Raw genomic sequence first — 20362 nt, forward strand, 5'->3', positions numbered from 1 at the left:
AGGCGCAAGCATTGCAGTGGATATTTGGGTGAAAGGCAGAGAAAACAAGGCCTGCCGGAGCGGCAGGCCGAAAGGTTTACGGCTGATAAACGCCGACGCCCAGATCATTCTCTTTACGGGTACGAGAAATGACGGACTCCGGTGATTCGACCACACGTAGCCCCATTTCATCTTCCGTACGCACCACTTTGCCGCGCAGTGAGTTGGTGTAGACATCCACAATTTCGACATCGACAAACTTACCGACCATATCCGGGGTGCCTTCAAAGTTCACCACACGGTTATTTTCGGTGCGTCCGGTCAGTTCCATCACGCTCTTACGTGACAAACCTTCAACCAGAATACGCTGGGTGGTGCCGAGCATGCGGCGGCTCCACGCCATGGCCTGCTGATTAATACGCTCCTGCAGAATGTACAGACGCTGTTTTTTCTCCTCTTCCGGTACGTCATCCACCATATCAGCGGCTGGCGTACCCGGACGGGCGGAGAAAATAAAGCTGTAGCTGACGTCGAAATTCACTTCGCCAATCAGCTTCATGGTCTGCTCGAAGTCCTGGGTTGTTTCGCCCGGGAAGCCGACGATAAAGTCAGAGCTAATCTGAATATCCGGACGCGCGGCGCGCAGCTTGCGGATAATCGATTTGTACTCCAGCACGGTGTGGGTACGACCCATCAGGTTCAGTACGCGGTCGGAACCGCACTGGACCGGCAGATGCAGGAAGCTCACCAGTTCCGGGGTATCGCGATATACATCAATGATATCGTCAGTAAACTCGATAGGGTGGCTGGTGGTGAAACGCAGGCGGTCGATGCCGTCGATGGCGGCGACCAGACGCAGCAGTTCGGAGAACGAGCCGGTTGTGCCGTCATAGTTCTCACCACGCCAGGCGTTAACGTTCTGGCCGAGCAGGTGAATTTCACGCACGCCCTGTGCCGCCAGTTGCGCCACTTCAAACAGAATATCGTCGCACGGACGGCTAACTTCTTCACCGCGGGTGTACGGCACCACGCAGTAAGTACAATATTTGTTGCAGCCTTCCATAATGGAAACAAAGGCGGTTGGGCCTTCTGCGCGCGGTTCCGGCAGACGATCAAACTTCTCGATTTCCGGGAAGCTGACATCGATGACCGGGCGGCGGTTGCCACGCACGGTATCAATCATCTCAGGCAAGCGGTGTAAGGTTTGTGGGCCAAAAATAATGTCGACGTAGTGTGCACGCTGACGGATCAGCTTCCCTTCCTGAGAAGCCACGCAGCCGCCTACACCAATAATCAGCTTCGGATTTTTTTCCTTTAATAATTTCCAGCGGCCTAACTGGTGGAAGACTTTTTCCTGAGCCTTCTCGCGGATTGAGCAGGTATTCAACAGCAGCACATCCGCTTCTTCAGCCACATCAGTGAGTTGATACCCATGAGTGGCATCCAGCAGATCGGCCATCCTGGATGAATCATACTCATTCATCTGACAGCCCCAGGTTTTAATATGGAGTTTTTTTGTCATCGACTCGCTCTTGCTCAAATGTTTAAACCCCGAAAATGGCGGGGAAATAGCCAGGAATGCAGGGCGCGTATTGTAATGCTTTGACGCGGTTGTGACCAGTATGACCTCAAGCGGCATAAAATCCGGTAAACTTAAGGCATTAACGGTTAAGGATAATTGACTATGACAATTCAGCAAACAGACATCGTCGTGGTAGGCGGGGGGATGGTCGGCGGCGCGCTGGCGTTAGGGCTGGCGCGGGAAGGTTTCTCCGTCACCGTGCTGGAGAAATCGGCACCTGCTGCGTTTGATCCGGCATCGCAGCCGGATGTGCGCATTTCGGCCATCAGCGCTGCGTCCGTATCGCTCCTGCGCGGGCTTGACGTCTGGGATGCGATTCAGGCGATGCGTGTGCATGCCTGGCGTCGCCTGGAGACCTGGGAGTGGCAAAACGCGCACGTGGTGTTTGATGCCGCCGAGCTGAAGCTGCCGCAACTGGGCTACATGGTCGAGAATAATGTCTTACAGTTGGCGCTGTGGCAGGCGCTGGAAGCGCATCCGCAGGTCACGCTGAAAATCGGGCAAACGTTCAGTGCAATGACGATGGAAGCCGGGCGACGTCTGGTGACGTTGACGGAAGGCGAGACGCTTTCCGCGCGTCTGGTGGTCGGCGCGGACGGCGCATTTTCGCAGGTTCGTCAGATGGCTGGAATTGGCACGCATGGCTGGCAGTATCCGCAATCCTGCATGTTGATCACCGTGCAGTGTGAAAACGATCCCGGTGACAGCACCTGGCAGCAGTTTTCCCCAACCGGGCCGCGGGCGTTTTTACCGTTGTTCGGGAACTGGGCGTCGCTGGTGTGGTACGACACCCCCGCGCGGATTCGCCAGTTGCAGACGCTCACCATGGCGCAGCTGCAACAGGAAATTCATACGCATTTTCCGCAGCGTTTAGGGCAGGTCACGCCGGTTGCCGCTGGTTCGTTCCCGCTGACGCGTCGTCACGCGTTGCAGTACGTCCAGCCGGGGCTGGCGCTGGTGGGCGATGCGGCGCATACCATTCATCCGCTGGCGGGGCAGGGGGTGAATCTGGGCTATCGCGACGTGGATGCGCTGATTGACGTGCTGGCGAATGCGCGCGGATATGCTGAAGACTGGGCCAGTGAGCACGTACTGAAGCGCTACCAGGCTCGCCGCCTCGCAGATAATTTCCTGATGCAGTCAGGTATGGATCTTTTCTACGCGGGATTCAGTAACGATCTCAGCCCGCTGAAGGTTGTGCGCAACATTGGGTTAATGGCTGCCCAGCGCGCAGGTGTGCTGAAACGGCAGGCGCTGAAGTATGCGTTAGGGTTGTAATTTTCGTAGGCCGGATAAGCGCAGCGCATCCGGCTCTTCCCCTGAATGACAAAAACAAAAAAGCCCGCCGAAGCGAGCTTTTTTGTTTTATATGGCTGGGGTACGAGGATTCGAACCTCGGAATGCCGGAATCAGAATCCGGTGCCTTACCGCTTGGCGATACCCCAACAGGGTGCGCTCACAACGTGAACGTCTTTTGAAAATGGCTGGGGTACGAGGATTCGAACCTCGGAATGCTGGTATCAGAAACCAGAGCCTTACCGCTTGGCGATACCCCAACAAGTCTTGCAAGTTTACCGAAAGAATCGATAAATTTCTAATTTGGTGGCTACGACGGGATTCGAACCTGTGACCCCATCATTATGAGTGATGTGCTCTAACCAACTGAGCTACGTAGCCAATTTACTGCTTTCTTCGATGGCTGGGGTACCTGGATTCGAACCAGGGAATGCCGGTATCAAAAACCGGTGCCTTACCGCTTGGCGATACCCCAATACCGTCGCGGTTATCCGCACATATCGAAGAAAAATGGCTGGGGTACCTGGATTCGAACCAGGGAATGCCGGTATCAAAAACCGGTGCCTTACCGCTTGGCGATACCCCATCCGTGCAACGCTTATTGGTGAATGGTGCGGGAGGCGAGACTTGAACTCGCACACCTTGCGGCGCCAGAACCTAAATCTGGTGCGTCTACCAATTTCGCCACTCCCGCAAAAAAAGATGGTGGCTACGACGGGATTCGAACCTGTGACCCCATCATTATGAGTGATGTGCTCTAACCAACTGAGCTACGTAGCCATCTTTTTTTCGCGTTACCTTATCGGCGTTGCGGGGCGCATTATGCGTATTGAGCCTTGTAGCGTCAACCTCTTTTTCAAGGAAAATTGCCGGAATGTGACTGTTTGGTTAGGTTGCGAACAGCGTGATGGAATATTCGGCAAAAATTGGTTACTTCGTGTTTTTATACGCGCCATGAAGCTGTTATTTCAGCGTAAAGGATGATTCAGGGAATTCAACAATTGTACTGCGAAATCGACCTATTCATCTGCGATGCGGCTTATGCTGAACATGGCCTGAGGGTGTATATGGGCAGGATATAAAAAAGGGGAATGAAAAAGCCCCGGATATCTCCGGGGCTTTCAAGATACAGGCAATTATTTGTAGGCTGACTGGTGTACGCCCACCGCACGACCAGACGGATCGTCCATCGTTTTGAACGCTTCATCCCATTCAATCGCTTTCGCAGAAGAGCACGCAACTGACGGGCCCCCCGGCACGCATTCTGCAGCGCTCGGCACCGGGAACAGCTCTTCGAAGATTTCACGGTACAGATAACCCTCTTTCGAGCTCGGCGTGTTGTACGGGAAACGGAAGTGTGCGGTTTCCAGTTGCTGATCGGTAACCTGTTTTGCCGCCACGTCTTTCAGTGTGTCAATCCAGCTGTAACCTACGCCATCAGAGAACTGCTCTTTCTGACGCCACGCGACGCTTGCCGGCAGGTAGGATTCAAAACATTCACGCAGAACGTGTTTTTCCATTTTGCCGTTGCCGCACATTTTGTCCTGCGGGTTGATGCGCATCGCCACGTCGAGGAATTTTTTATCCAGGAACGGAACACGCGCTTCGACGCCCCAGGCCGACATCGCTTTGTTGGCGCGTGCGCAGTCGTACATGTGCAGCGCCTGCAGTTTACGCACGGTCTCTTCGTGCAGCTCTTTGGCGTTTGGCGCTTTATGGAAGTAAAGGTAACCGCCAAACACTTCGTCAGAACCTTCGCCAGAGAGCACCATTTTGATACCCATCGCTTTGATTTTACGCGACATCAAATACATCGGGGTGGAGGCGCGAATCGTCGTCACATCATAGGTTTCGATGTGATAGATAACATCGCGAATAGCATCCAGGCCTTCCTGCACGGTGAAGTGAATTTCATGGTGCACAGTGCCAAGGTGGTTTGCCACTTCCTGTGCAGCTTTCAGGTCAGGCGACCCTTCCAGACCGACGGCGAAGGAGTGCAACTGAGGCCACCAGGCTTCAGAGCGTTCCCCATCTTCCACGCGACGTGCAGCGAATTTTTTGGTGATGGCGGAAATCACGGAGGAATCCAGACCACCGGAGAGCAGTACGCCGTAAGGCACGTCAGACATCAGGTGGCTTTTCACTGACTCTTCCAGCGCCTGACGCAGTGCGTTTTTATCGGTAACGTTGTCTTTTACCGCGTCATAATCGAACCAGTCGCGCTGATAATACTGACGAATTTCGCCATCTTTGCTCCACAGATAGCTGCCTGCCGGGAACTCTTTGATGGTGCGGCAAACCGGGGTCAGCGCTTTCATTTCAGAGGCAACATAGAAGTTACCGAATTCGTCGTAACCCATATACAACGGGATAATGCCGATGTGGTCACGACCAATCAGATAGGCATCTTTTTCGCTGTCGTAGAGGGCGAAAGCAAACATTCCCTGCAAATCATCAAGGAATTCCGGGCCTTTTTCCTGATACAGCGCGAGGATCACCTCGCAGTCAGAACCGGTCTGGAACGGGTAGCGGTCAGCGTATTCCGCGCGCAGTGCCTGATGGTTGTAGATTTCACCGTTGACGGCCAGCGCATGCGTTTTCTTTTCGTTATACAGCGGCTGCGCACCGGCGTTGACGTCGACAATCGACAAACGTTCGTGCGCCAGAATAGCTTTATCGCACGCATAAATGCCCGACCAGTCAGGGCCGCGGTGACGCATCAGGCGGGAGAGCTCCAGCGCTTTTTTACGCAGCTCGCCCGCGTCAGTTTTAATATCCAGTACACCAAAAATCGAACACATAGACTTCTCCGTTAACCCTGTAATGTCGTGAAATTGTTGTGGCTATGGGTTAAAAAATGCCGTAAAGCGCAAGAGGGCGCAAGCGTTTTAGGGGCTGAAAAAGAAATAGTGCAACAGGAGTTAATGGATGCTGAAAAATGGACAGGTTATGAACGATGGAATTAGCGAATCAACAATATTTTGGTGTTTTTATTGAATGAATCGATGGTTGCAAGTGTTGCCGGATAAGCAACATGTCATCCGGCAACCTAACGACTTAAATCACATCGATTTCCGCAACCGATGGATAAATCCACGAAGGGCGGAACGGCATGCTGTCGATATCGTCCAGCGTCGAGACGCCAGAAAGCACCAGAATGGTTTCGAGCCCGGCCTGGAAGCCCGCCAGAATATCGGTACGCAGGTTATCGCCGACAATCACTGTCTGCTCCGAGTGCGCCTGCATTTTGTTCAATGCCGCGCGAATAATCCACGGGCTTGGTTTACCCACGTAGAAAGGCTTGCGGCCGGAAATCTTTTCGATGCCCGCGCACAGCGCGCCGCAGGCCGGATAAAAGCCGCGACCGTGGGTATCCGGGTTGGTAGCAATAAAGCGCGCGCCGTTGGCGACAAAGAAAGCCGCTTTATGCATCATCTCCCAGTTGTAGGAGCGGGTTTCGCCGACGATCACAAAATCCGGATTCACATCGGTGATGGTAAAACCGGCTTTATAAAGTTCGTGGATCAGCGCGCCTTCCCCGACAACGTAAGCTTTTTTCCCTTCCTGACGACGCAGGAAATCGGCGGTAGCCATCGCGGAGGTATAAAACACGCTGTCCGGCACGTTAACGCCTGCGGTAGCAAAACGGTTCGCCAGATCCTGCCCGGTTTGGGAAGGATAGTTGGTCAACAGTACCAGCGGCAGGCCTTTCTCCAGAATTCGTGTTAGAAATTCTGCGGCACCGGGTACGGCCACGTTATCGTGCATCAGCACGCCGTCGATATCACAAATTACATTCTGAATGGTCATGGACTACCTGACATGGTCTGAAAGAGGCGTAATTATACACGGAATTACGCAGGCTGCCTTGCGAGAGGCAGCCTGCGCGCAAGAGGATTAACCTTCCAGCAAATGCTGCAACAGAATCCCGTTGAGCATCGCACGTTTGACCAGCGCAAACGCGCCGATCGCGGAGCGGTGATCGAGCGTAGAGCGCACCACCGGCAGATTTTTGCGAAACGCCTTCAGCGCCTGGGTGTTAATGCAGCCTTCGATAGCAGGCAGCAAAATACGTTCAGCTTCGGTGATTTCACCGGCAATGACAATTTTCTGCGGATTGAACAGGTTAATCGCAATAGCGATGGTTTTACCTAAATGACGTCCTACATGCTCAAGCACTTCCGTTGCCAGCGCATCACCCTTAGTGGCGGCTTTGCAGATGGTTTTGATAGTGCAATCATCAAGTGTCACGCGGCTCTGATAGCCCTGTTCCAGCAGGTGACGCACGCGGTGTTCAATGGCGGCGTTGGCGGCGACGGTTTCCAGACAGCCGAAGTTACCGCAGTGGCAGCGCTCGCCCAGCGGATCGACCTGGATATGTCCGATTTCACCGACGTTACCATTACGACCAATAAAAATGCGCCCGTTAGAGATAATCCCGGCGCCGGTTCCCCGATGCACACGCACCAGAATAGAGTCTTCACAGTCCTGACTTGCACCGAAGTAGTGCTCTGCCAGCGCCAGGCTGCGGATATCGTGGCCGACGAAACAGGTAACCTTGAAGCGTTTTTCCAGCGCGCCAACCAGTCCCCAGTTTTCTACCGCAATGTGCGGCATATAGCGGATCACGCCGCTTTCCGGGTCAACCAGGCCGGGCAAAATCACGGAAATAGCAATCAGCTCGCGAATTTTGCGCTGGCAGGTTTCTATAAAGGTGGCGATGGTATTGAGCAGCGCATGTTCCAGCGTTTCCTGGGTACGCTCGGGCAGGGGGTAGTGCTCTTCAGCCACCGCTTTACTGCTGAGATCGTAAAGAGTGAGCGTCGCATCGTGACGGCCAAGGCGCACGCCGATGGTGTGAAAATTGCGGGTTTCGGTGACGATAGAGATAGCGCGGCGGCCCCCGGTGGAGGCCTGTTGATCGACTTCTTTAATCAATCCGCGCTCAATAAGCTGACGCGTAATTTTGGTTACGCTGGCGGGAGCAAGCTGGCTCTGTTCGGCGATTTGAATGCGCGAGATTGGCCCATGCTGGTCAATCAGGCGGTAAACGGCCGCACTGTTAAGCTGTTTTACGAGGTCAACATTACCAATTTGAGCTTGTCCGCCTGATGTCATACTTTCGCTTACTCAGTTAACGACCTCGTTACCATTAACGATGGTCTTGGTGATTTTATAATCGCGCGTGAACGCGGTCAGGTTTGCGGTCATGCCCGGGGCAATCTGACCCAGATGCCCATCAACGCCAATTGCGCGAGCCGGGTAGAGTGTGGCCATACGCAGCACTTCATCCAGTGCAATGCCGCAGTGCTCGACCAGGTTGCGAACGCCTTCAATCATGGTCAGAGAGGAGCCGCTTAGCGTACCGTTTTCATCTACGCACAAACCGTTACGGTAGTATATTGTTTTACCAGCAAAAATGAACTGATCAATATTTGCACCTGCCGGCGCGGTGGCGTCCGTAACCAGACACAGTTTCTCACCTTTCAGGTGTTTGGCGTTACGGATGTTGGCGTAGTTGACGTGCAGGCCATCAGCGATGATCCCGCAGTAGACATCGGCATTGTCAAAAATGGCGCCCGCCAGACCCGGTTCGCGGCCGCTGATGTACGGCATCGCGTTATAAAGGTGGGTGGCAAACGTAATGCCCGCGCGGAAGCCGGTTTTGGCTTCTTCCAGCGTCGCATTGGAGTGACCCGCAGAAATCACGATCCCTGCGGCAACCAGTTTACGGATAACCTCAGGCTCCACCATTTCCGGGGCCAGGGTGATTTTGGTAATCACGTCCGCGTTTTCGCACAGGAAGTCGACCAGCGAGGCTTCTGGCTTGCGGATATAGGCCGGGTTATGGGTGCCTTTCTTAATAATGTTCAGCCACGGCCCTTCCAGATGAAGGCCCAGCGCCTGATTAGGATGTTTGGCCAGGTACTCGCGCATCACGCGCACGCCCTGTTTCATAAGATCGTCGCTACAGGTGATAAGCGTTGGCAGATAGCTGGTGCAGCCCGATTTTTCGTTGGCTTTCTGCATGATTTCCAGCGTTTCAACGCTTACGGCTTCTGCTGTATCGTTGAACTGCACGCCGCCGCAGCCGTTCAGCTGAACGTCGATAAAACCAGGGGCAATAATGGCGCCGTTGACTGAACGTTGTTCAATATCTGACGGTAATTCTGCCAGCGGGCAGAGACGTTCGATAAGGCCATTAGCGATAATAATCGCGTGGTCATCCAGAATTTCGCGGCCAGTGTAAATCCGACCATGAGTTAATGCATACATTACGACCCCCGGGTTTCTAAAAAGCGCCCTGCACATACCGCAGGGCGATAATACATTACAGACCTTTGATGTTTTCTGCTTCCAGTTCGTTGAAATATTTCAACGTTTTCACTTTCAGCTCCATCGTAGACGGCTCATCGCAGACCATAACGGCTTTCGGATGCAACTGCAGACAGCTGATGGTCCACATGTGGTTGACGTTGCCTTCTACGGCCGCCTGCAGCGCCTGTGCTTTCTGGTTGCCCAGCACCAGAATCATCACTTCTTCTGCGTCCAGCAGGGTGCCCACGCCAACGGTCAGCGCATATTTTGGAACCAGAGAGACGTCGCCGTCAAAGAAACGGGAGTTCGCCACGCGGGTTTCGTGTGTCAGGGTTTTGATACGGGTACGGGAAGCCAGAGACGAGGCCGGTTCGTTGAACGCGATGTGACCATCGTTGCCCACGCCGCCCATAAACAGGTGGATTTTGCCGTAAGAACGAATTTTTTCTTCATAACGACGGCATTCTGCGTCAATATCTGCGGCGTTACCATTCAATAGGTTGATGTTTTCAGCCGGAATATCCACGTGGTCAAAGAAATTACGGTGCATGAAGCTGTGATAGCTTTCCGGATGCTCTTTCGGCAGGCCCACGTATTCGTCCATGTTGAACGTTACAACGTGTTTGAAGCTAACCTGGCCCGCTTTATGCATTTCTACCAGTGCCTTATAGGCAGTCAGCGGCGTGCCGCCAGTCGGCAGACCCAGCACGAACGGACGATCGGCGGTCGGGTTGAACGCGTTGATGCGGTTAACGATATGACGCGCGGCCCATTTGCCCACTTGTTCTGCTGTAGCCAGGGGAATCAGTCTCATTGTTCACCTCAATAGTTAATTTAAAAAGGTCGTGGATTGACGAATGCTTATCTTAAAGCGTAACGCACTTTCGCGGTAACAAGGGGTCAATCCGCTTTGATTTTTTGAATGATAAAATAAGTTTTGCGAGTTAGCCAGCAAAAGGGAGGGGGTATAGCGATATTTGGTGACAAAAATCACAAAAAAAGGGTGTTTAATTTGCGATACGAATTAATTTTTCACACACTCCACATGTCAATGAATAATTCGTCGTACTTATCAGTTGTAACACTATAAAAAACAGCAAAGCGTGAGCCTAACGGGGTCTCATAGGGGGAATAAAGTGAGTATTCTAGGTTATTTACAAAAGGTCGGTCGCGCCCTGATGGTGCCGGTCGCCACGCTGCCTGCGGCGGCAATTTTGATGGGGGTTGGTTACTGGATCGACCCTGTCGGCTGGGGTGGCGATAACGCCCTTGCCGCGTTCTTCATTAAGTCTGGCTCGGCCATTATTGATAACATGTCCGTCCTGTTTGCCATTGGTGTGGCTTATGGGATGTCGAAAGATAAAGACGGTGCTGCGGCGCTGACTGGCTTCGTAGGCTTCCTGGTGTTGACTACGTTATGTTCTCCGGCGGCAGTGGCGATGATCCAAAAAATCCCGGCGGACCAGGTTCCGGCGGCGTTCGGTAAGATCAGTAACCAGTTCGTGGGTATTCTGGTCGGTATTATCTCTGCGGAACTCTATAACCGCTTTAGCAGCGTTGAGCTGCCGAAGGCGCTGTCGTTCTTCAGCGGTCGCCGTCTGGTGCCGATTCTGACCTCCTTTGTGATGATCGTGGTCGCCTTTATTCTGATGTACATCTGGCCGGTGATTTTCGACGGTCTGGTGAACTTCGGTGAGCACATCCAGAAGCTGGGCTCCGTTGGCGCGGGCGTTTACGCCTTCTTCAACCGCCTGCTGATCCCGGTTGGCCTGCACCACGCGCTGAACTCCGTGTTCTGGTTCGACGTAGCGGGCATTAACGACATTCCTAACTTCCTCGGTGGCGCACAGTCTATCGAAGCGGGTAAAGCGGTAGTCGGTATCACCGGTCGTTATCAGGCGGGCTTCTTCCCAATCATGATGTTCGGCCTGCCGGGTGCCGCGCTGGCTATCTATCACTGCGCGCGTCCTGAAAACAAAGCGAAAGTGCTGGGTATCATGATGGCAGGTGCCTTTGCGGCATTCTTCACCGGGATCACCGAGCCGCTGGAATTCTCCTTCATGTTCGTGGCACCGGTTCTGTATGTGATCCACGCTTTCCTGACCGGCATCTCCGTATTTATCGCGGCCAGCATGCAGTGGATTGCCGGTTTCGGCTTCAGCGCGGGTCTGGTGGATATGGTGCTCTCCTCGCGTAACCCGCTGGCGACACACTGGTGGATGCTCATCCCGCAGGGGCTGGTGTTCTTCGTTATCTACTACGTGGTGTTCCGTTTCACCATCACCAAATTCAACCTGATGACCCCGGGTCGCGAGCTGGCGGTTGCCGGTAGCGAAGCGGATGGTCAGGACACCAATGTAGGCAGCGATAAAGAGCAGGATGTTTCCGGCCTGGCGCGTCAGTACATCGCCGCGATTGGCGGTTCTGACAACCTGACCGGCATTGATGCCTGTATCACCCGTCTGCGTCTGAACGTGAAAGACTCTTCTCTGGTGAACGATGCGATGGCGAAACGTCTGGGCGCATCCGGCGTGATTCGCCTGAACAAAACCAGCGTGCAGATTATCGTTGGCTTCGTGGCAGAGAAAATCGCCAACGCGATGAAAACCACAGGCCCGGTCGCGGCGGCTGAAGCCACTGCGGCACCGGCAGCAGCGCCTGCGGCAAAACCACAGGCCGTACCGAATAACAGCACCGTGATTGCCGAGCTGGTTTCTCCGGTAACCGGTGAAGTGGTGGCGCTGGAAGAGGTGCCAGACGAAGCCTTTGCCAGCAAAGCGGTAGGCGACGGCGTAGCGGTTAAACCGACGGATAAAACCGTGGTTTCTCCGGCAGCGGGCACCATCGTGAAAATCTTCAATACTAACCATGCGTTCTGCCTGGAAACCGAGAAAGGCGCGGAAATCGTTGTCCACATGGGTATCGATACCGTTGCGCTGAACGGCCAGGGCTTTACTCGCCTGGTGGAAGAGGGTGCGGAAGTGAAAGCAGGTCAGCCGGTTCTGGAAATGGATCTCGACTACCTGAACGCCAATGCACGTTCAATGATTAGCCCGGTGGTTTGCAGCAACATCGACGACTTCAGTGGCCTGGTCATTAAGGCGCAGGGTCATGTCGTCGCAGGGCAAACAGCGCTGTATGAAATTAAAGGTAAATAATCGCTCCTGAGTTCGCGATTGCCTTAAGCGGCGGGGGACTATCCTCCGCCGCTTTTTTTTGCAGCAAATGATCCCCATATTCCTCTTCAAAGACGCATTTTCTGTAAGTTAAGGGTTGTCTCGGCGTCCGGCTTATAAGATCATACGCCGTTATACGTTATTTACGCTTTTGAGGAATCCACGATGAGTGAGGCTGAAGCCCGCCCGAGTAACTTTATTCGTCAGATCATCGATGAAGATCTGGCCAGTGGGAAGCACACCACAGTCCATACCCGTTTTCCGCCTGAGCCGAACGGTTATCTGCACATCGGCCATGCGAAATCGATCTGCCTGAACTTTGGCGTCGCGCAGGACTATCAGGGCCTGTGCAACCTGCGTTTTGATGACACTAACCCGGTAAAAGAAGATATCGAATACGTCGAGTCGATTAAGCACGACGTCGAGTGGTTAGGTTTTCACTGGGCTGGTGATATTCACTACTCCTCAGACTATTTCGATCAACTGCACCAGTACGCGGTAGAACTTATCAACAAAGGCCTGGCCTATGTTGACGAACTGTCACCGGAAGAGATCCGCGAATACCGCGGCACCCTGACTGCGCCGGGTAAAAACAGCCCGTTCCGCGATCGTAGCGTCGAAGAGAACCTGGCGCTGTTTGAAAAAATGCGTACCGGCGGTTTTGAAGAAGGTAAAGCCTGCCTGCGCGCGAAAATCGACATGGCGTCGCCGTTCATCGTCATGCGCGACCCGGTGTTGTACCGTATTAAATTTGCCGAGCACCACCAGACCGGCAACAAGTGGTGCATCTACCCGATGTACGACTTTACCCATTGCATCAGCGATGCGCTGGAAGGCATTACGCACTCCCTGTGCACCCTGGAGTTCCAGGACAACCGTCGTCTGTATGACTGGGTGCTCGACAACATCTCTATTCCGGTTCACCCGCGCCAGTACGAATTCTCGCGCCTGAATCTGGAATACACCGTGATGTCCAAGCGCAAGCTGAACCAGCTTGTCATGGAAAAACACGTTGAAGGCTGGGATGACCCGCGTATGCCGACCATTTCCGGTCTGCGTCGTCGTGGTTATACCGCCGCCGCTATCCGTGAGTTCTGCAAACGCATCGGCGTGACCAAGCAGGACAACACCATTGAGATGGCGTCGCTGGAATCCTGCATTCGTGAAGATCTTAACGAAAACGCCCCGCGCGCAATGGCGGTGATCGATCCGGTGAAACTGGTTATCGAAAACTACCAGGGCGAAGGCGAAATGGTCACCATGCCGAACCATCCGAACAAACCGGAAATGGGCAGCCGTGAAGTGCCGTTTAGCGGCGAGATCTGGATCGATCGCGCTGACTTCCGCGAAGAAGCCAACAAGCAGTACAAGCGTCTGGTGATGGGTAAAGAAGTGCGTCTGCGTAATGCTTACGTGATTAAAGCAGAACGCGTAGAGAAAGATGAGGAAGGTAATATCACCACCATCTTCTGTACCTACGATGCTGACACCCTGAGCAAAGATCCGGCAGATGGCCGTAAAGTGAAAGGCGTTATTCACTGGGTGAGCGCAGCACACGCGCTGCCGGTTGAAATCCGCTTGTACGATCGTCTGTTCAGTGTGCCGAACCCGGGCGCGGCGGAAGATTTCTTGTCGGTGATGAACCCGGAATCGCTGGTAATCAAGCAGGGCTTTGCTGAGCCGTCCCTGAAAGACGCTGTTGCCGGTAAAGCGTATCAGTTCGAGCGTGAAGGTTACTTCTGCCTCGACAGCCGCTACGCTACCGCAGAAAAACTGGTGTTCAACCGCACCGTTGGCCTGCGCGACACCTGGGCGAAAGCAGGCGAGTAATCCCCTGTTTGCGAAAAAACGCCGCCTCTGCGGCGTTTTTTTTATCTCTCATATTCGCGATGCGAATTAATCTTTTTTATGCAGGCATCATCCGTTTGCATCATTTCATACAGATACATCCCCGCAACCTGTGCTATTAACATTTTCCCCTGATGAGATAAGGCGTTGCGCCGCTTAATGTTAATAAATCGCATTTGTTACAAGACGCAACGAAATATGTGCGCTTTGTCATAGTCCTGCGTTTTGCTTGCGAAAAAGGATTGATAATTCGCGTCGCGAAAAATAATCTAATCCTGTAGCAAAAGGTGCTTTTCACCACGCTACTTTTTTATCTGTTTTTTATTTTTAGCCTCTGCTTTGCGGCGGCATTTTAAAAGTCAAAGAGGATACACATATGCGTACGTTCAGTGGCAAACGTAGTACGCTGGCGCTGGCTATTGCCGGTGTCACAGCAATGTCGGGCCTGGTTATTGTTCCCCAGGCGAGTGCAGCAGGCTTTATTGATGACTCCACGCTAACGGGCGGCATCTATTACTGGCAGCGTGAGCGTGACCGTAAAGATGTGACCGATAACGACAAATATAAAACCAACCTTTCTCACTCCACCTGGAACGCCAACCTCGATTTCCAGTCCGGCTATGCCGCTGATATGTTCGGCCTCGATATTGCCGCATTTACCGCTATCGAAATGGCAGAATCCTCAGAAAGCGGTCACCCGAACGAAATTGCGTTCTCTTCTAAAAATAAAGGCTACTCGGAAGATTACTCCGGCGATAAAAGCGGTGTAAGCCTTTATAAAGCCGCTGCGAAATTTAAGTACGGCCCGGTTTGGGCGCGCGGTGGTTATATTCAGCCAACCGGTCAAACGCTGTTAGCGCCGCACTGGAGCTTTATGCCGGGTACTTATCAGGGCGCGGAAGCCGGAGCGAATTTTGACTTTGATGATGCCGGTGCGCTGAGCTTCTCCTACATGTGGACCAATGAATATAAGGCCCCATGGCATATCGAAATGGATAATTTCTACCAGAACGATAAACGCACGAAAGTCGATTATCTGCACTCCATCGGTATGAAATATGACTTCAAAAATGACCTGGTGCTGGAAGCGGCATTTGGTCAGGCAGAAGGCTATGTCGATCAGTACTTCGCCAAAGCCAGCTACAAATTTGATATCGCCGGTAGCCCGCTGTCTACCAGCTATCAGTTCTACGGTACCCGCGATAAAGTCGATGATCGCTCTGTAAACGATATTTACGATGGCACCGCGTGGTTGCAGGCGCTGACCTTCGGTTACAAAGTGGGGCAGGTTGACCTGCGCCTGGAAGGGACATGGGTTAAGGCTGAAGGCCAGCAGGGCTACTTCCTGCAGCGTATGACACCAACCTACGCCTCCTCAAATGGTCGTCTGGATATCTGGTGGGATAACCGTTCTGACTTCAACGCCAACGGCGAAAAAGCGGTGTTCTTTGGTGCAATGTATGACCTTAAGAACTGGAACCTGCCGGGCTGGGCAGTGGGGGCATCATACGTCTATGCCTGGGACGCCAAACCGTCTACCTGGCAGATCAACCCGGATGCATACTACGACAAAAACAGAACCATCGAAGAGTCTTCTTACAGCTTCGACGTGGCGTATACCGTACAGGAAGGCCGCGCGAAAGGCACGCTGTTCAAACTGCACTTCACCCAGTACGACAACCACTCCGATATCCCGAGCTGGGGCGGCGGTTACGGCAACATCTTCCAGGATGAGCGTGACGTGAAATTCATGGTTATCGCACCGTTCACCATCTTCTGATAAGTACTCAGGCGGGCCGCAGAGCCCGCCGTGTCGTATAAGGCTAATAACATGAAAAAAATGATGATGATGACCGCGCTTGTCGCGGCGCTGGCGGGCTGCGCGCAGTCTGAAGCACCCAAAGAAGATACCCGTTTAAAAGAGGCGTATAGCGCCTGTATCAATACCGCCGAGGGCTCGCCGGAAAAAATCGAGGCCTGCCAGCAGGTGCTGAACGTGCTGAAGCAAGAGAAGGCGCATCAGCAGTTTGCCAATCAGGAGACCATACGGGTAAGTGATTATCAGGCGTGTATTCTGGCGCGAAAAACCGGTAACGATCAGGCCGTGAAGAAAGATTGCGGTTTAATCTGGCAGGAAATTCGCAGCAACAATACCGCAAAATAAATCAACGAGACAGGTTTTTACGGGCGGAAGAAAATCGCCGCCCGTTTTTCTTTTAGAGTCTATTTTCTGCCGTCTGATAATCCCGGCTGAGGCGAACAAACAGCATCGCCGTGGCGGCAAGCCCGCACAAGGCGGCGCACATGAGCCACCATCCAGGAGCGCTCTTATCGCCAGTCAACTGAACTAATGCCGTTGAAATAATCGGCGTGAGGCCACCAAAAATGGCGGTAGCGAGACTGAAAGCAAGTGAAAAGCCAACTGTTCGGACATAGACCGGCATCACTTCGGTGAGTGCGGCGACCATTGCACCATTATACATACCGAAGAAAAATGAAAACCAGAGTAATACCAACGTCATACGCGTAAAATCAGGTGCCACAGTCAACCACTGCATTACGGGCCAGGTAGTGAACAACGCCAGTAATGTAATGCCCATCAATACGGGACGACGTCCAATCTTGTCAGATATCGCGCCGCCAATGGGCAACCAGATAAAATTCGATATACCAACTATCATGGTGACGATCAGACTGTCACGCGCACTGAGATTCAGTACCGCCCGGCCATACGTTGGGGTATAGACAGTGATGAAATAAAACGTCGTTGTTGTCATTGCGACCAACAGCGTGCCGGCAGTAATGATTCGCCAGTTTTTCGCGATCGTTGTAAAAATTTCTTTGGTATCCGGGCGATGCTTACGATGTAAAAACGCCTCGGTCTCCTGAAGCGAACGGCGCAGAACGAATATAAGAGGAATGATCATACAGCCAATAAAGAACGGAATTCGCCAGCCCCACTCTGAAATGGCATCGTGCCCCAGTGTTGCATTCAGGGCGTAGCCAATCAGTGCCGCAAAAACGATGGCAACCTGCTGGCTGGCGGATTGCCAACTGGTATAGAAGCCTTTATTACCCGGCGTGGCTATCTCTGAGAGATAAACCGAGACACCACCCAATTCCACGCCTGCGGAGAATCCTTGCAACAAGCGTCCAATCAGCACCAGAACCGGTGCAAGTATACCGATTGTCTGATACCCCGGAACCAGCGCGATAAGTAATGTACCGCAGCCCATGATCGCAAGCGTAACCATCAGCCCTTTGCGCCGGCCAATTCGGTCTATATAGGCACCCAATACAATAGCGCCGATTGGCCGCATCATGAAACCTGAGCCGAAAACCGCAAAGGTCAGCATGAGCGCAGCAAACTCACTTTCCGCCGGGAAAAAGGTTTTCGCGATATACGTGGCGTAAAAGCCGAACAGAAAGAAGTCAAACTGTTCGAGAAAATTACCGCTTGTGACTCTGAGGATGGCGCCGAACGTGCCGGCGCGTGAGGTAGGTTGTGTCATTGGGTCTGCTCTCCAGTGTCTTCATCTTGTTTTTATAGAGGTAAGCGTTTGTGGGTTAGTCGCCAGCGACTCCCGCCTGTTTTCCGCGTCGCTTCTCAATAGCCCACTTGAGTAAAGAAGCGCACCGGTAAAATCCGTGGGCAAATTTTCCATAGGGTAGGGTTAAAAAAAACGCCATTACGACCCCAAGATGGATGGCAAGCAGGATCCCCATCCACGTCGTATCTCTTCCCGCCAGCAGCCCTAAGCCCGTGAGGCTTGTGAGTAATAACAGCATGATGAATCCTCGATCCATCGGCTTTTGTCGCGGATCGCCATGCAAAGGTGAGCGGCGAAAATTCAGCCACAGTAACCCTGCCGGGCCGATAAGCAGTCCCAGCCCGCCAAGGGTGCCGAGTATGACCGGCGCACTAAAGAAGGGGTAGGGGGCTTCCCAACCGGCAATATAGTGATAAGCCGTGGCGACAAGCGTGGCGGCAAAACAGAGCATAAATCCGTAAAAAGTGAAGTGATGAAAGCGACGGCGCAGCAATGTAAAGGCATCGTCTGCTTCGTTGCAGCCTTTGCCATGGCCGCCATCAAGATATTTCAGGGTGAGGGCGTCGTGAGAGGCTTTAGCGATATCTCTGACGTGCGGAGTGCCCGGTGTGATTTCTCGCCAGAAACGTATGATTCCCGCCATGAGTAACGCTACCGCTATGGCAAAAACCGAACCAAACATCCACGCCAGCAAATTATGGGGAAAGATTTGATAAAAATCGCCGGCAAGCGGAGGGTGTGTAAGCTGCCCCTTCAATGCCATCGCGAGAAGTAAAAAGAGTACCAGACCGAAAGCCAGGGCCAGAGTAACGGTCAGCCCGGCCCGACGATAGAGTGCTCCGAACGCAGCAGGTTGCGCATAATGTTGATAGGTCTCCAGGCGCACTTCCGCCATGGCTTTTGGCACATTGATAGCAAATTCATGCGGTGGCGCATACTGACAAGCGTGCAGGCAGGCACCACAGTTGTGACATAGGTTAGCAAGATAGTTGATATCCGCTTTGCCGAACGCCAGCCGCTGGGTCATCGCCGGAAATACCGCGCAAAAACCTTCACAATAGCGGCAGGCATTACACACCTGCATCACCCGTTCAACTTCTGCTTCAGGTTCGGTCAGTATTTTCGCCTCAATAATGAGTTTCTCAAGCTGCTTCATTGCGCACCTCCCGTTTTGCCGCCAGCGCGGCCTCTTTCCCTGCGATGCGCCCGAAAGTTGTCCCGATGGACATGCCGACGCCTGCGGTATACCCCTTACCCAACACATTTCCGGCCATCATTTCCCCTGCGACAAACAGATTCCGGCTTGGGCGCCCGGCAAAATGAACCGCCGCACGATCGTTAACCCGAAGCCCAAGATAGGTAAAAGTGATCCCGGGTCTGAGGGCGTAGCCATAATAGGGGGGCGTGTCGATTGGCCGCGCCCAATGCGATTTTGGTGGCATAAGATTTTCGGTGGCACAGTTGTCGAGCGTGGTGTGATCAAATTGTCCTTGCTGGCATGCCTGGTTGTATTGGGTCACTGTCCTGGCAAAACGGGTCGCGTCAAGGCCCAGTTGACGGGCGAGTTCTTCTAACGTGTTCGCCTGAGCTCCGGGAAAAACAGGGGGCATAAAATGGCCGATCGCTTTACTGTCGATAATGGAATAACCAATCTGCCCAGGCTGTTGAGCGACCAGACGCCCCCAAATGGCATAACGTTTCGGCCAGAAATCTTCACCCTCGTCATAGAAACGTTGCGCGTCGCGGTTGACGACGATGCCCAACGATACACAATCAACACGCGTACAAATGCCGCCGTCGTAAAGTGGCGCACGGGCATCAATCGCTACGCAGTGGGATTGGGAGGGATCGCCGATGATATCCGCGCCGCTATCCATCATAAATTTGAGCAGTACACCCTGGTTAAACCGTGTCCCGCGGATCAGAAAGTTGTCGGCAGGCCATTCTCCTCGCGCGTTTTCCCCCCATGCTTCGCGCAGCCATTCGCGATTGGATTCAAAACCTCCAGCGGCAAGCACGCAAGATCTGGCTTCAATGCGCTCGTCTCCTGCCAGTGCGGCAACGAATTCTCCGTCCTGAAGCTCCAGAGCCTGCACAGGCGTGTCATAACGTATTTCCACGCCCAGATTTTCGGCGCTGCGATAGTAGGCGTTGACGAGGGCTTTGCCTCCGCCCATGAAAAAGGCGTTCGTGCGGGCGACGTGCAACGCGCCGGAAAGGGGCGGCTGAAAGTTAACGCCATGCCGACGCATCCAGTCGCGGCATTCGGATGACGTACGGATCACCAGTCGGGCCAACGCTTCGTTGGTGTTACCTTCCGTGACGCGAAGCAGATCTTGCCAGAATTCCTCTTCGGGATAGCTCTCTACCAGAACGTCCTGTGGCGCGTCATGCATGCAGCGTAAATTACGCGTGTGTTGCGAATTTCCTCCGCGCCACTGGCGGGGTGCCGCTTCCAGCATGAGCACCGAAGCACCCGCTTCGCGAGCCGTCAGGGCGGCGCATAAGGCGGCATTTCCGCCGCCAATCACCAGAACATCAACCATCTTCAACCTCATTACACTTTAACTTTTTGTTAAATTTGTAATTGAAATGTACATGGCTAATTTGCA

Annotated in this window: 14 protein-coding genes, 7 tRNA genes and 1 pseudogene; 5 read left to right on the forward strand and 17 right to left on the reverse strand. The window is 53.3% G+C overall.

Translation table 11 applies throughout. The features are described from left to right. Positions 1 to 76: 76 nt before the first annotated feature. A complete protein-coding gene (gene miaB, locus DBY68_RS06035) occupies positions 77 to 1501 on the reverse strand; it encodes a tRNA (N6-isopentenyl adenosine(37)-C2)-methylthiotransferase MiaB (RefSeq protein ID WP_108474102.1) in 1425 nt (474 codons plus the stop codon). Between the two features lie 162 nt (positions 1502 to 1663). Here miaB and ubiF point away from each other — a divergent pair, with 162 nt between their 5' ends. Beyond that, positions 1664 to 2839 (forward strand): 3-demethoxyubiquinol 3-hydroxylase, encoded by a 1176-nt coding sequence (gene ubiF / locus DBY68_RS06040; protein ID WP_108473919.1) that lies wholly within the window; start codon positions 1664 to 1666, stop codon positions 2837 to 2839. Between the two features lie 92 nt (positions 2840 to 2931). On the opposite strand, the gene DBY68_RS06045 is transcribed toward ubiF, so the two are convergent. The 12 genes from DBY68_RS06045 to nagB form a co-directional block, all read right to left on the reverse strand. After that, positions 2932 to 3006: transfer RNA gene (locus DBY68_RS06045), tRNA-Gln, on the reverse strand. A gap of 36 nt (positions 3007 to 3042) precedes the next feature. Beyond that, positions 3043 to 3117 (reverse strand) — tRNA-Gln (locus DBY68_RS06050). 44 nt (positions 3118 to 3161) lie between these two features. Continuing rightward, a tRNA-Met gene (locus tag DBY68_RS06055) sits at positions 3162 to 3238 on the reverse strand. 19 nt (positions 3239 to 3257) lie between these two features. Further along, positions 3258 to 3332: transfer RNA gene (locus tag DBY68_RS06060), tRNA-Gln, on the reverse strand. A 36-nt stretch (positions 3333 to 3368) separates the two neighbouring features. After that, positions 3369 to 3443: transfer RNA gene (locus tag DBY68_RS06065), tRNA-Gln, on the reverse strand. Between the two features lie 23 nt (positions 3444 to 3466). Then, positions 3467 to 3551: transfer RNA gene (locus DBY68_RS06070), tRNA-Leu, on the reverse strand. 9 nt (positions 3552 to 3560) lie between these two features. Continuing rightward, positions 3561 to 3637, reverse strand: a tRNA-Met gene (locus DBY68_RS06075). Positions 3638 to 3993: 356 nt separating this feature from the next. Continuing rightward, positions 3994 to 5658 (reverse strand): asparagine synthase B, encoded by a 1665-nt coding sequence (asnB, locus tag DBY68_RS06080; protein ID WP_108473918.1) that lies wholly within the window; start codon positions 5656 to 5658, stop codon positions 3994 to 3996. Between the two features lie 256 nt (positions 5659 to 5914). Continuing rightward, positions 5915 to 6667, reverse strand: coding sequence for a ribonucleotide monophosphatase NagD (gene nagD, locus DBY68_RS06085; RefSeq protein ID WP_108473917.1), 753 nt, complete (start codon positions 6665 to 6667; stop codon positions 5915 to 5917). A gap of 87 nt (positions 6668 to 6754) precedes the next feature. Next, the gene (locus DBY68_RS06090; RefSeq protein ID WP_108473916.1) at positions 6755 to 7975 is read right to left on the reverse strand and encodes an N-acetylglucosamine repressor; all 1221 of its coding nucleotides are present in this window, start codon (positions 7973 to 7975) and stop codon (positions 6755 to 6757) included. A 12-nt stretch (positions 7976 to 7987) separates the two neighbouring features. Then, a complete protein-coding gene (nagA, locus tag DBY68_RS06095; RefSeq protein WP_108473915.1) occupies positions 7988 to 9133 on the reverse strand; it encodes an N-acetylglucosamine-6-phosphate deacetylase in 1146 nt (381 codons plus the stop codon). Positions 9134 to 9188: 55 nt separating this feature from the next. Further along, positions 9189 to 9989, reverse strand: a complete 801-nt coding sequence (nagB, locus tag DBY68_RS06100; RefSeq protein WP_015965356.1) for a glucosamine-6-phosphate deaminase — start codon at positions 9987 to 9989, stop codon at positions 9189 to 9191. A gap of 322 nt (positions 9990 to 10311) precedes the next feature. Between nagB and nagE the strand changes: the two genes are divergently transcribed. Together nagE and glnS are read left to right on the forward strand one after the other, a co-directional pair. Beyond that, on the forward strand, positions 10312 to 12333 hold the full coding sequence (gene nagE, locus DBY68_RS06105; protein ID WP_108473914.1) for an N-acetylglucosamine-specific PTS transporter subunit IIBC: 2022 nt from the start codon (positions 10312 to 10314) through the stop codon (positions 12331 to 12333). Between the two features lie 183 nt (positions 12334 to 12516). Next, positions 12517 to 14181 (forward strand): glutamine--tRNA ligase, encoded by a 1665-nt coding sequence (glnS, locus tag DBY68_RS06110; RefSeq protein ID WP_108473913.1) that lies wholly within the window; start codon positions 12517 to 12519, stop codon positions 14179 to 14181. A gap of 199 nt (positions 14182 to 14380) precedes the next feature. On the opposite strand, the pseudogene DBY68_RS23245 reads toward glnS, so the two are convergent. Continuing rightward, positions 14381 to 14500 (reverse strand): annotated as a pseudogene (locus DBY68_RS23245) (hypothetical protein); the annotation flags it as partial. 75 nt (positions 14501 to 14575) lie between these two features. Here DBY68_RS23245 and chiP point away from each other — a divergent pair. Continuing rightward, positions 14576 to 15979 (forward strand): chitoporin, encoded by a 1404-nt coding sequence (gene chiP / locus DBY68_RS06120; RefSeq protein ID WP_108473912.1) that lies wholly within the window; start codon positions 14576 to 14578, stop codon positions 15977 to 15979. Positions 15980 to 16030: 51 nt separating this feature from the next. Then, positions 16031 to 16363: a ChiQ/YbfN family lipoprotein gene (gene chiQ / locus DBY68_RS06125; protein WP_108473911.1), complete on the forward strand. Its 333-nt coding sequence runs from the start codon at positions 16031 to 16033 to the stop codon at positions 16361 to 16363. Between the two features lie 52 nt (positions 16364 to 16415). Here the strand turns inward: chiQ and DBY68_RS06130 are convergent, their stop codons facing one another. From DBY68_RS06130 to tcuA, 3 genes are read right to left on the reverse strand one after another with little or no spacing between them, the layout of a single operon-like run. Next, positions 16416 to 17711 carry an MFS transporter gene (locus DBY68_RS06130; protein ID WP_108473910.1) on the reverse strand — a complete coding sequence of 432 codons (1296 nt, stop codon included), beginning with the start codon at positions 17709 to 17711 and terminating at the stop codon, positions 16416 to 16418. A 55-nt stretch (positions 17712 to 17766) separates the two neighbouring features. After that, on the reverse strand, positions 17767 to 18906 hold the full coding sequence (gene tcuB, locus DBY68_RS06135) for a tricarballylate utilization 4Fe-4S protein TcuB (protein ID WP_108473909.1): 1140 nt from the start codon (positions 18904 to 18906) through the stop codon (positions 17767 to 17769). Further along, positions 18893 to 20296, reverse strand: coding sequence for an FAD-dependent tricarballylate dehydrogenase TcuA (gene tcuA / locus DBY68_RS06140; RefSeq protein WP_108473908.1), 1404 nt, complete (start codon positions 20294 to 20296; stop codon positions 18893 to 18895). Before tcuA ends, tcuB begins: the two co-directional genes overlap by 14 nt. Positions 20297 to 20362 lie beyond the last annotated feature (66 nt).

Source organism: Pseudocitrobacter sp. RIT415, assembly GCF_003057695.2.
GTDB classification, from domain to species: Bacteria; Pseudomonadota; Gammaproteobacteria; order Enterobacterales; family Enterobacteriaceae; genus Pseudocitrobacter; species Pseudocitrobacter faecalis.

What these genes read in the sequence shown, in the direction of transcription:
- miaB (WP_108474102.1), bottom strand. Translation starts at nt 1,501, where the DNA reads ATGACAAAAAAACTCCATATTAAAACCTGGGGCTGTCAGATGAATGAG.
- ubiF (WP_108473919.1), top strand. Translation starts at nt 1,664, where the DNA reads ATGACAATTCAGCAAACAGACATCGTCGTGGTAGGCGGGGGGATGGTC.
- asnB (WP_108473918.1), bottom strand. Translation starts at nt 5,658, where the DNA reads ATGTGTTCGATTTTTGGTGTACTGGATATTAAAACTGACGCGGGCGAG.
- nagD (WP_108473917.1), bottom strand. Translation starts at nt 6,667, where the DNA reads ATGACCATTCAGAATGTAATTTGTGATATCGACGGCGTGCTGATGCAC.
- DBY68_RS06090 (WP_108473916.1), bottom strand. Translation starts at nt 7,975, where the DNA reads ATGACATCAGGCGGACAAGCTCAAATTGGTAATGTTGACCTCGTAAAA.
- nagA (WP_108473915.1), bottom strand. Translation starts at nt 9,133, where the DNA reads ATGTATGCATTAACTCATGGTCGGATTTACACTGGCCGCGAAATTCTG.
- nagB (WP_015965356.1), bottom strand. Translation starts at nt 9,989, where the DNA reads ATGAGACTGATTCCCCTGGCTACAGCAGAACAAGTGGGCAAATGGGCC.
- glnS (WP_108473913.1), top strand. Translation starts at nt 12,517, where the DNA reads ATGAGTGAGGCTGAAGCCCGCCCGAGTAACTTTATTCGTCAGATCATC.
- chiP (WP_108473912.1), top strand. Translation starts at nt 14,576, where the DNA reads ATGCGTACGTTCAGTGGCAAACGTAGTACGCTGGCGCTGGCTATTGCC.
- chiQ (WP_108473911.1), top strand. Translation starts at nt 16,031, where the DNA reads ATGAAAAAAATGATGATGATGACCGCGCTTGTCGCGGCGCTGGCGGGC.
- DBY68_RS06130 (WP_108473910.1), bottom strand. Translation starts at nt 17,711, where the DNA reads ATGACACAACCTACCTCACGCGCCGGCACGTTCGGCGCCATCCTCAGA.
- tcuB (WP_108473909.1), bottom strand. Translation starts at nt 18,906, where the DNA reads ATGAAGCAGCTTGAGAAACTCATTATTGAGGCGAAAATACTGACCGAA.
- tcuA (WP_108473908.1), bottom strand. Translation starts at nt 20,296, where the DNA reads ATGGTTGATGTTCTGGTGATTGGCGGCGGAAATGCCGCCTTATGCGCC.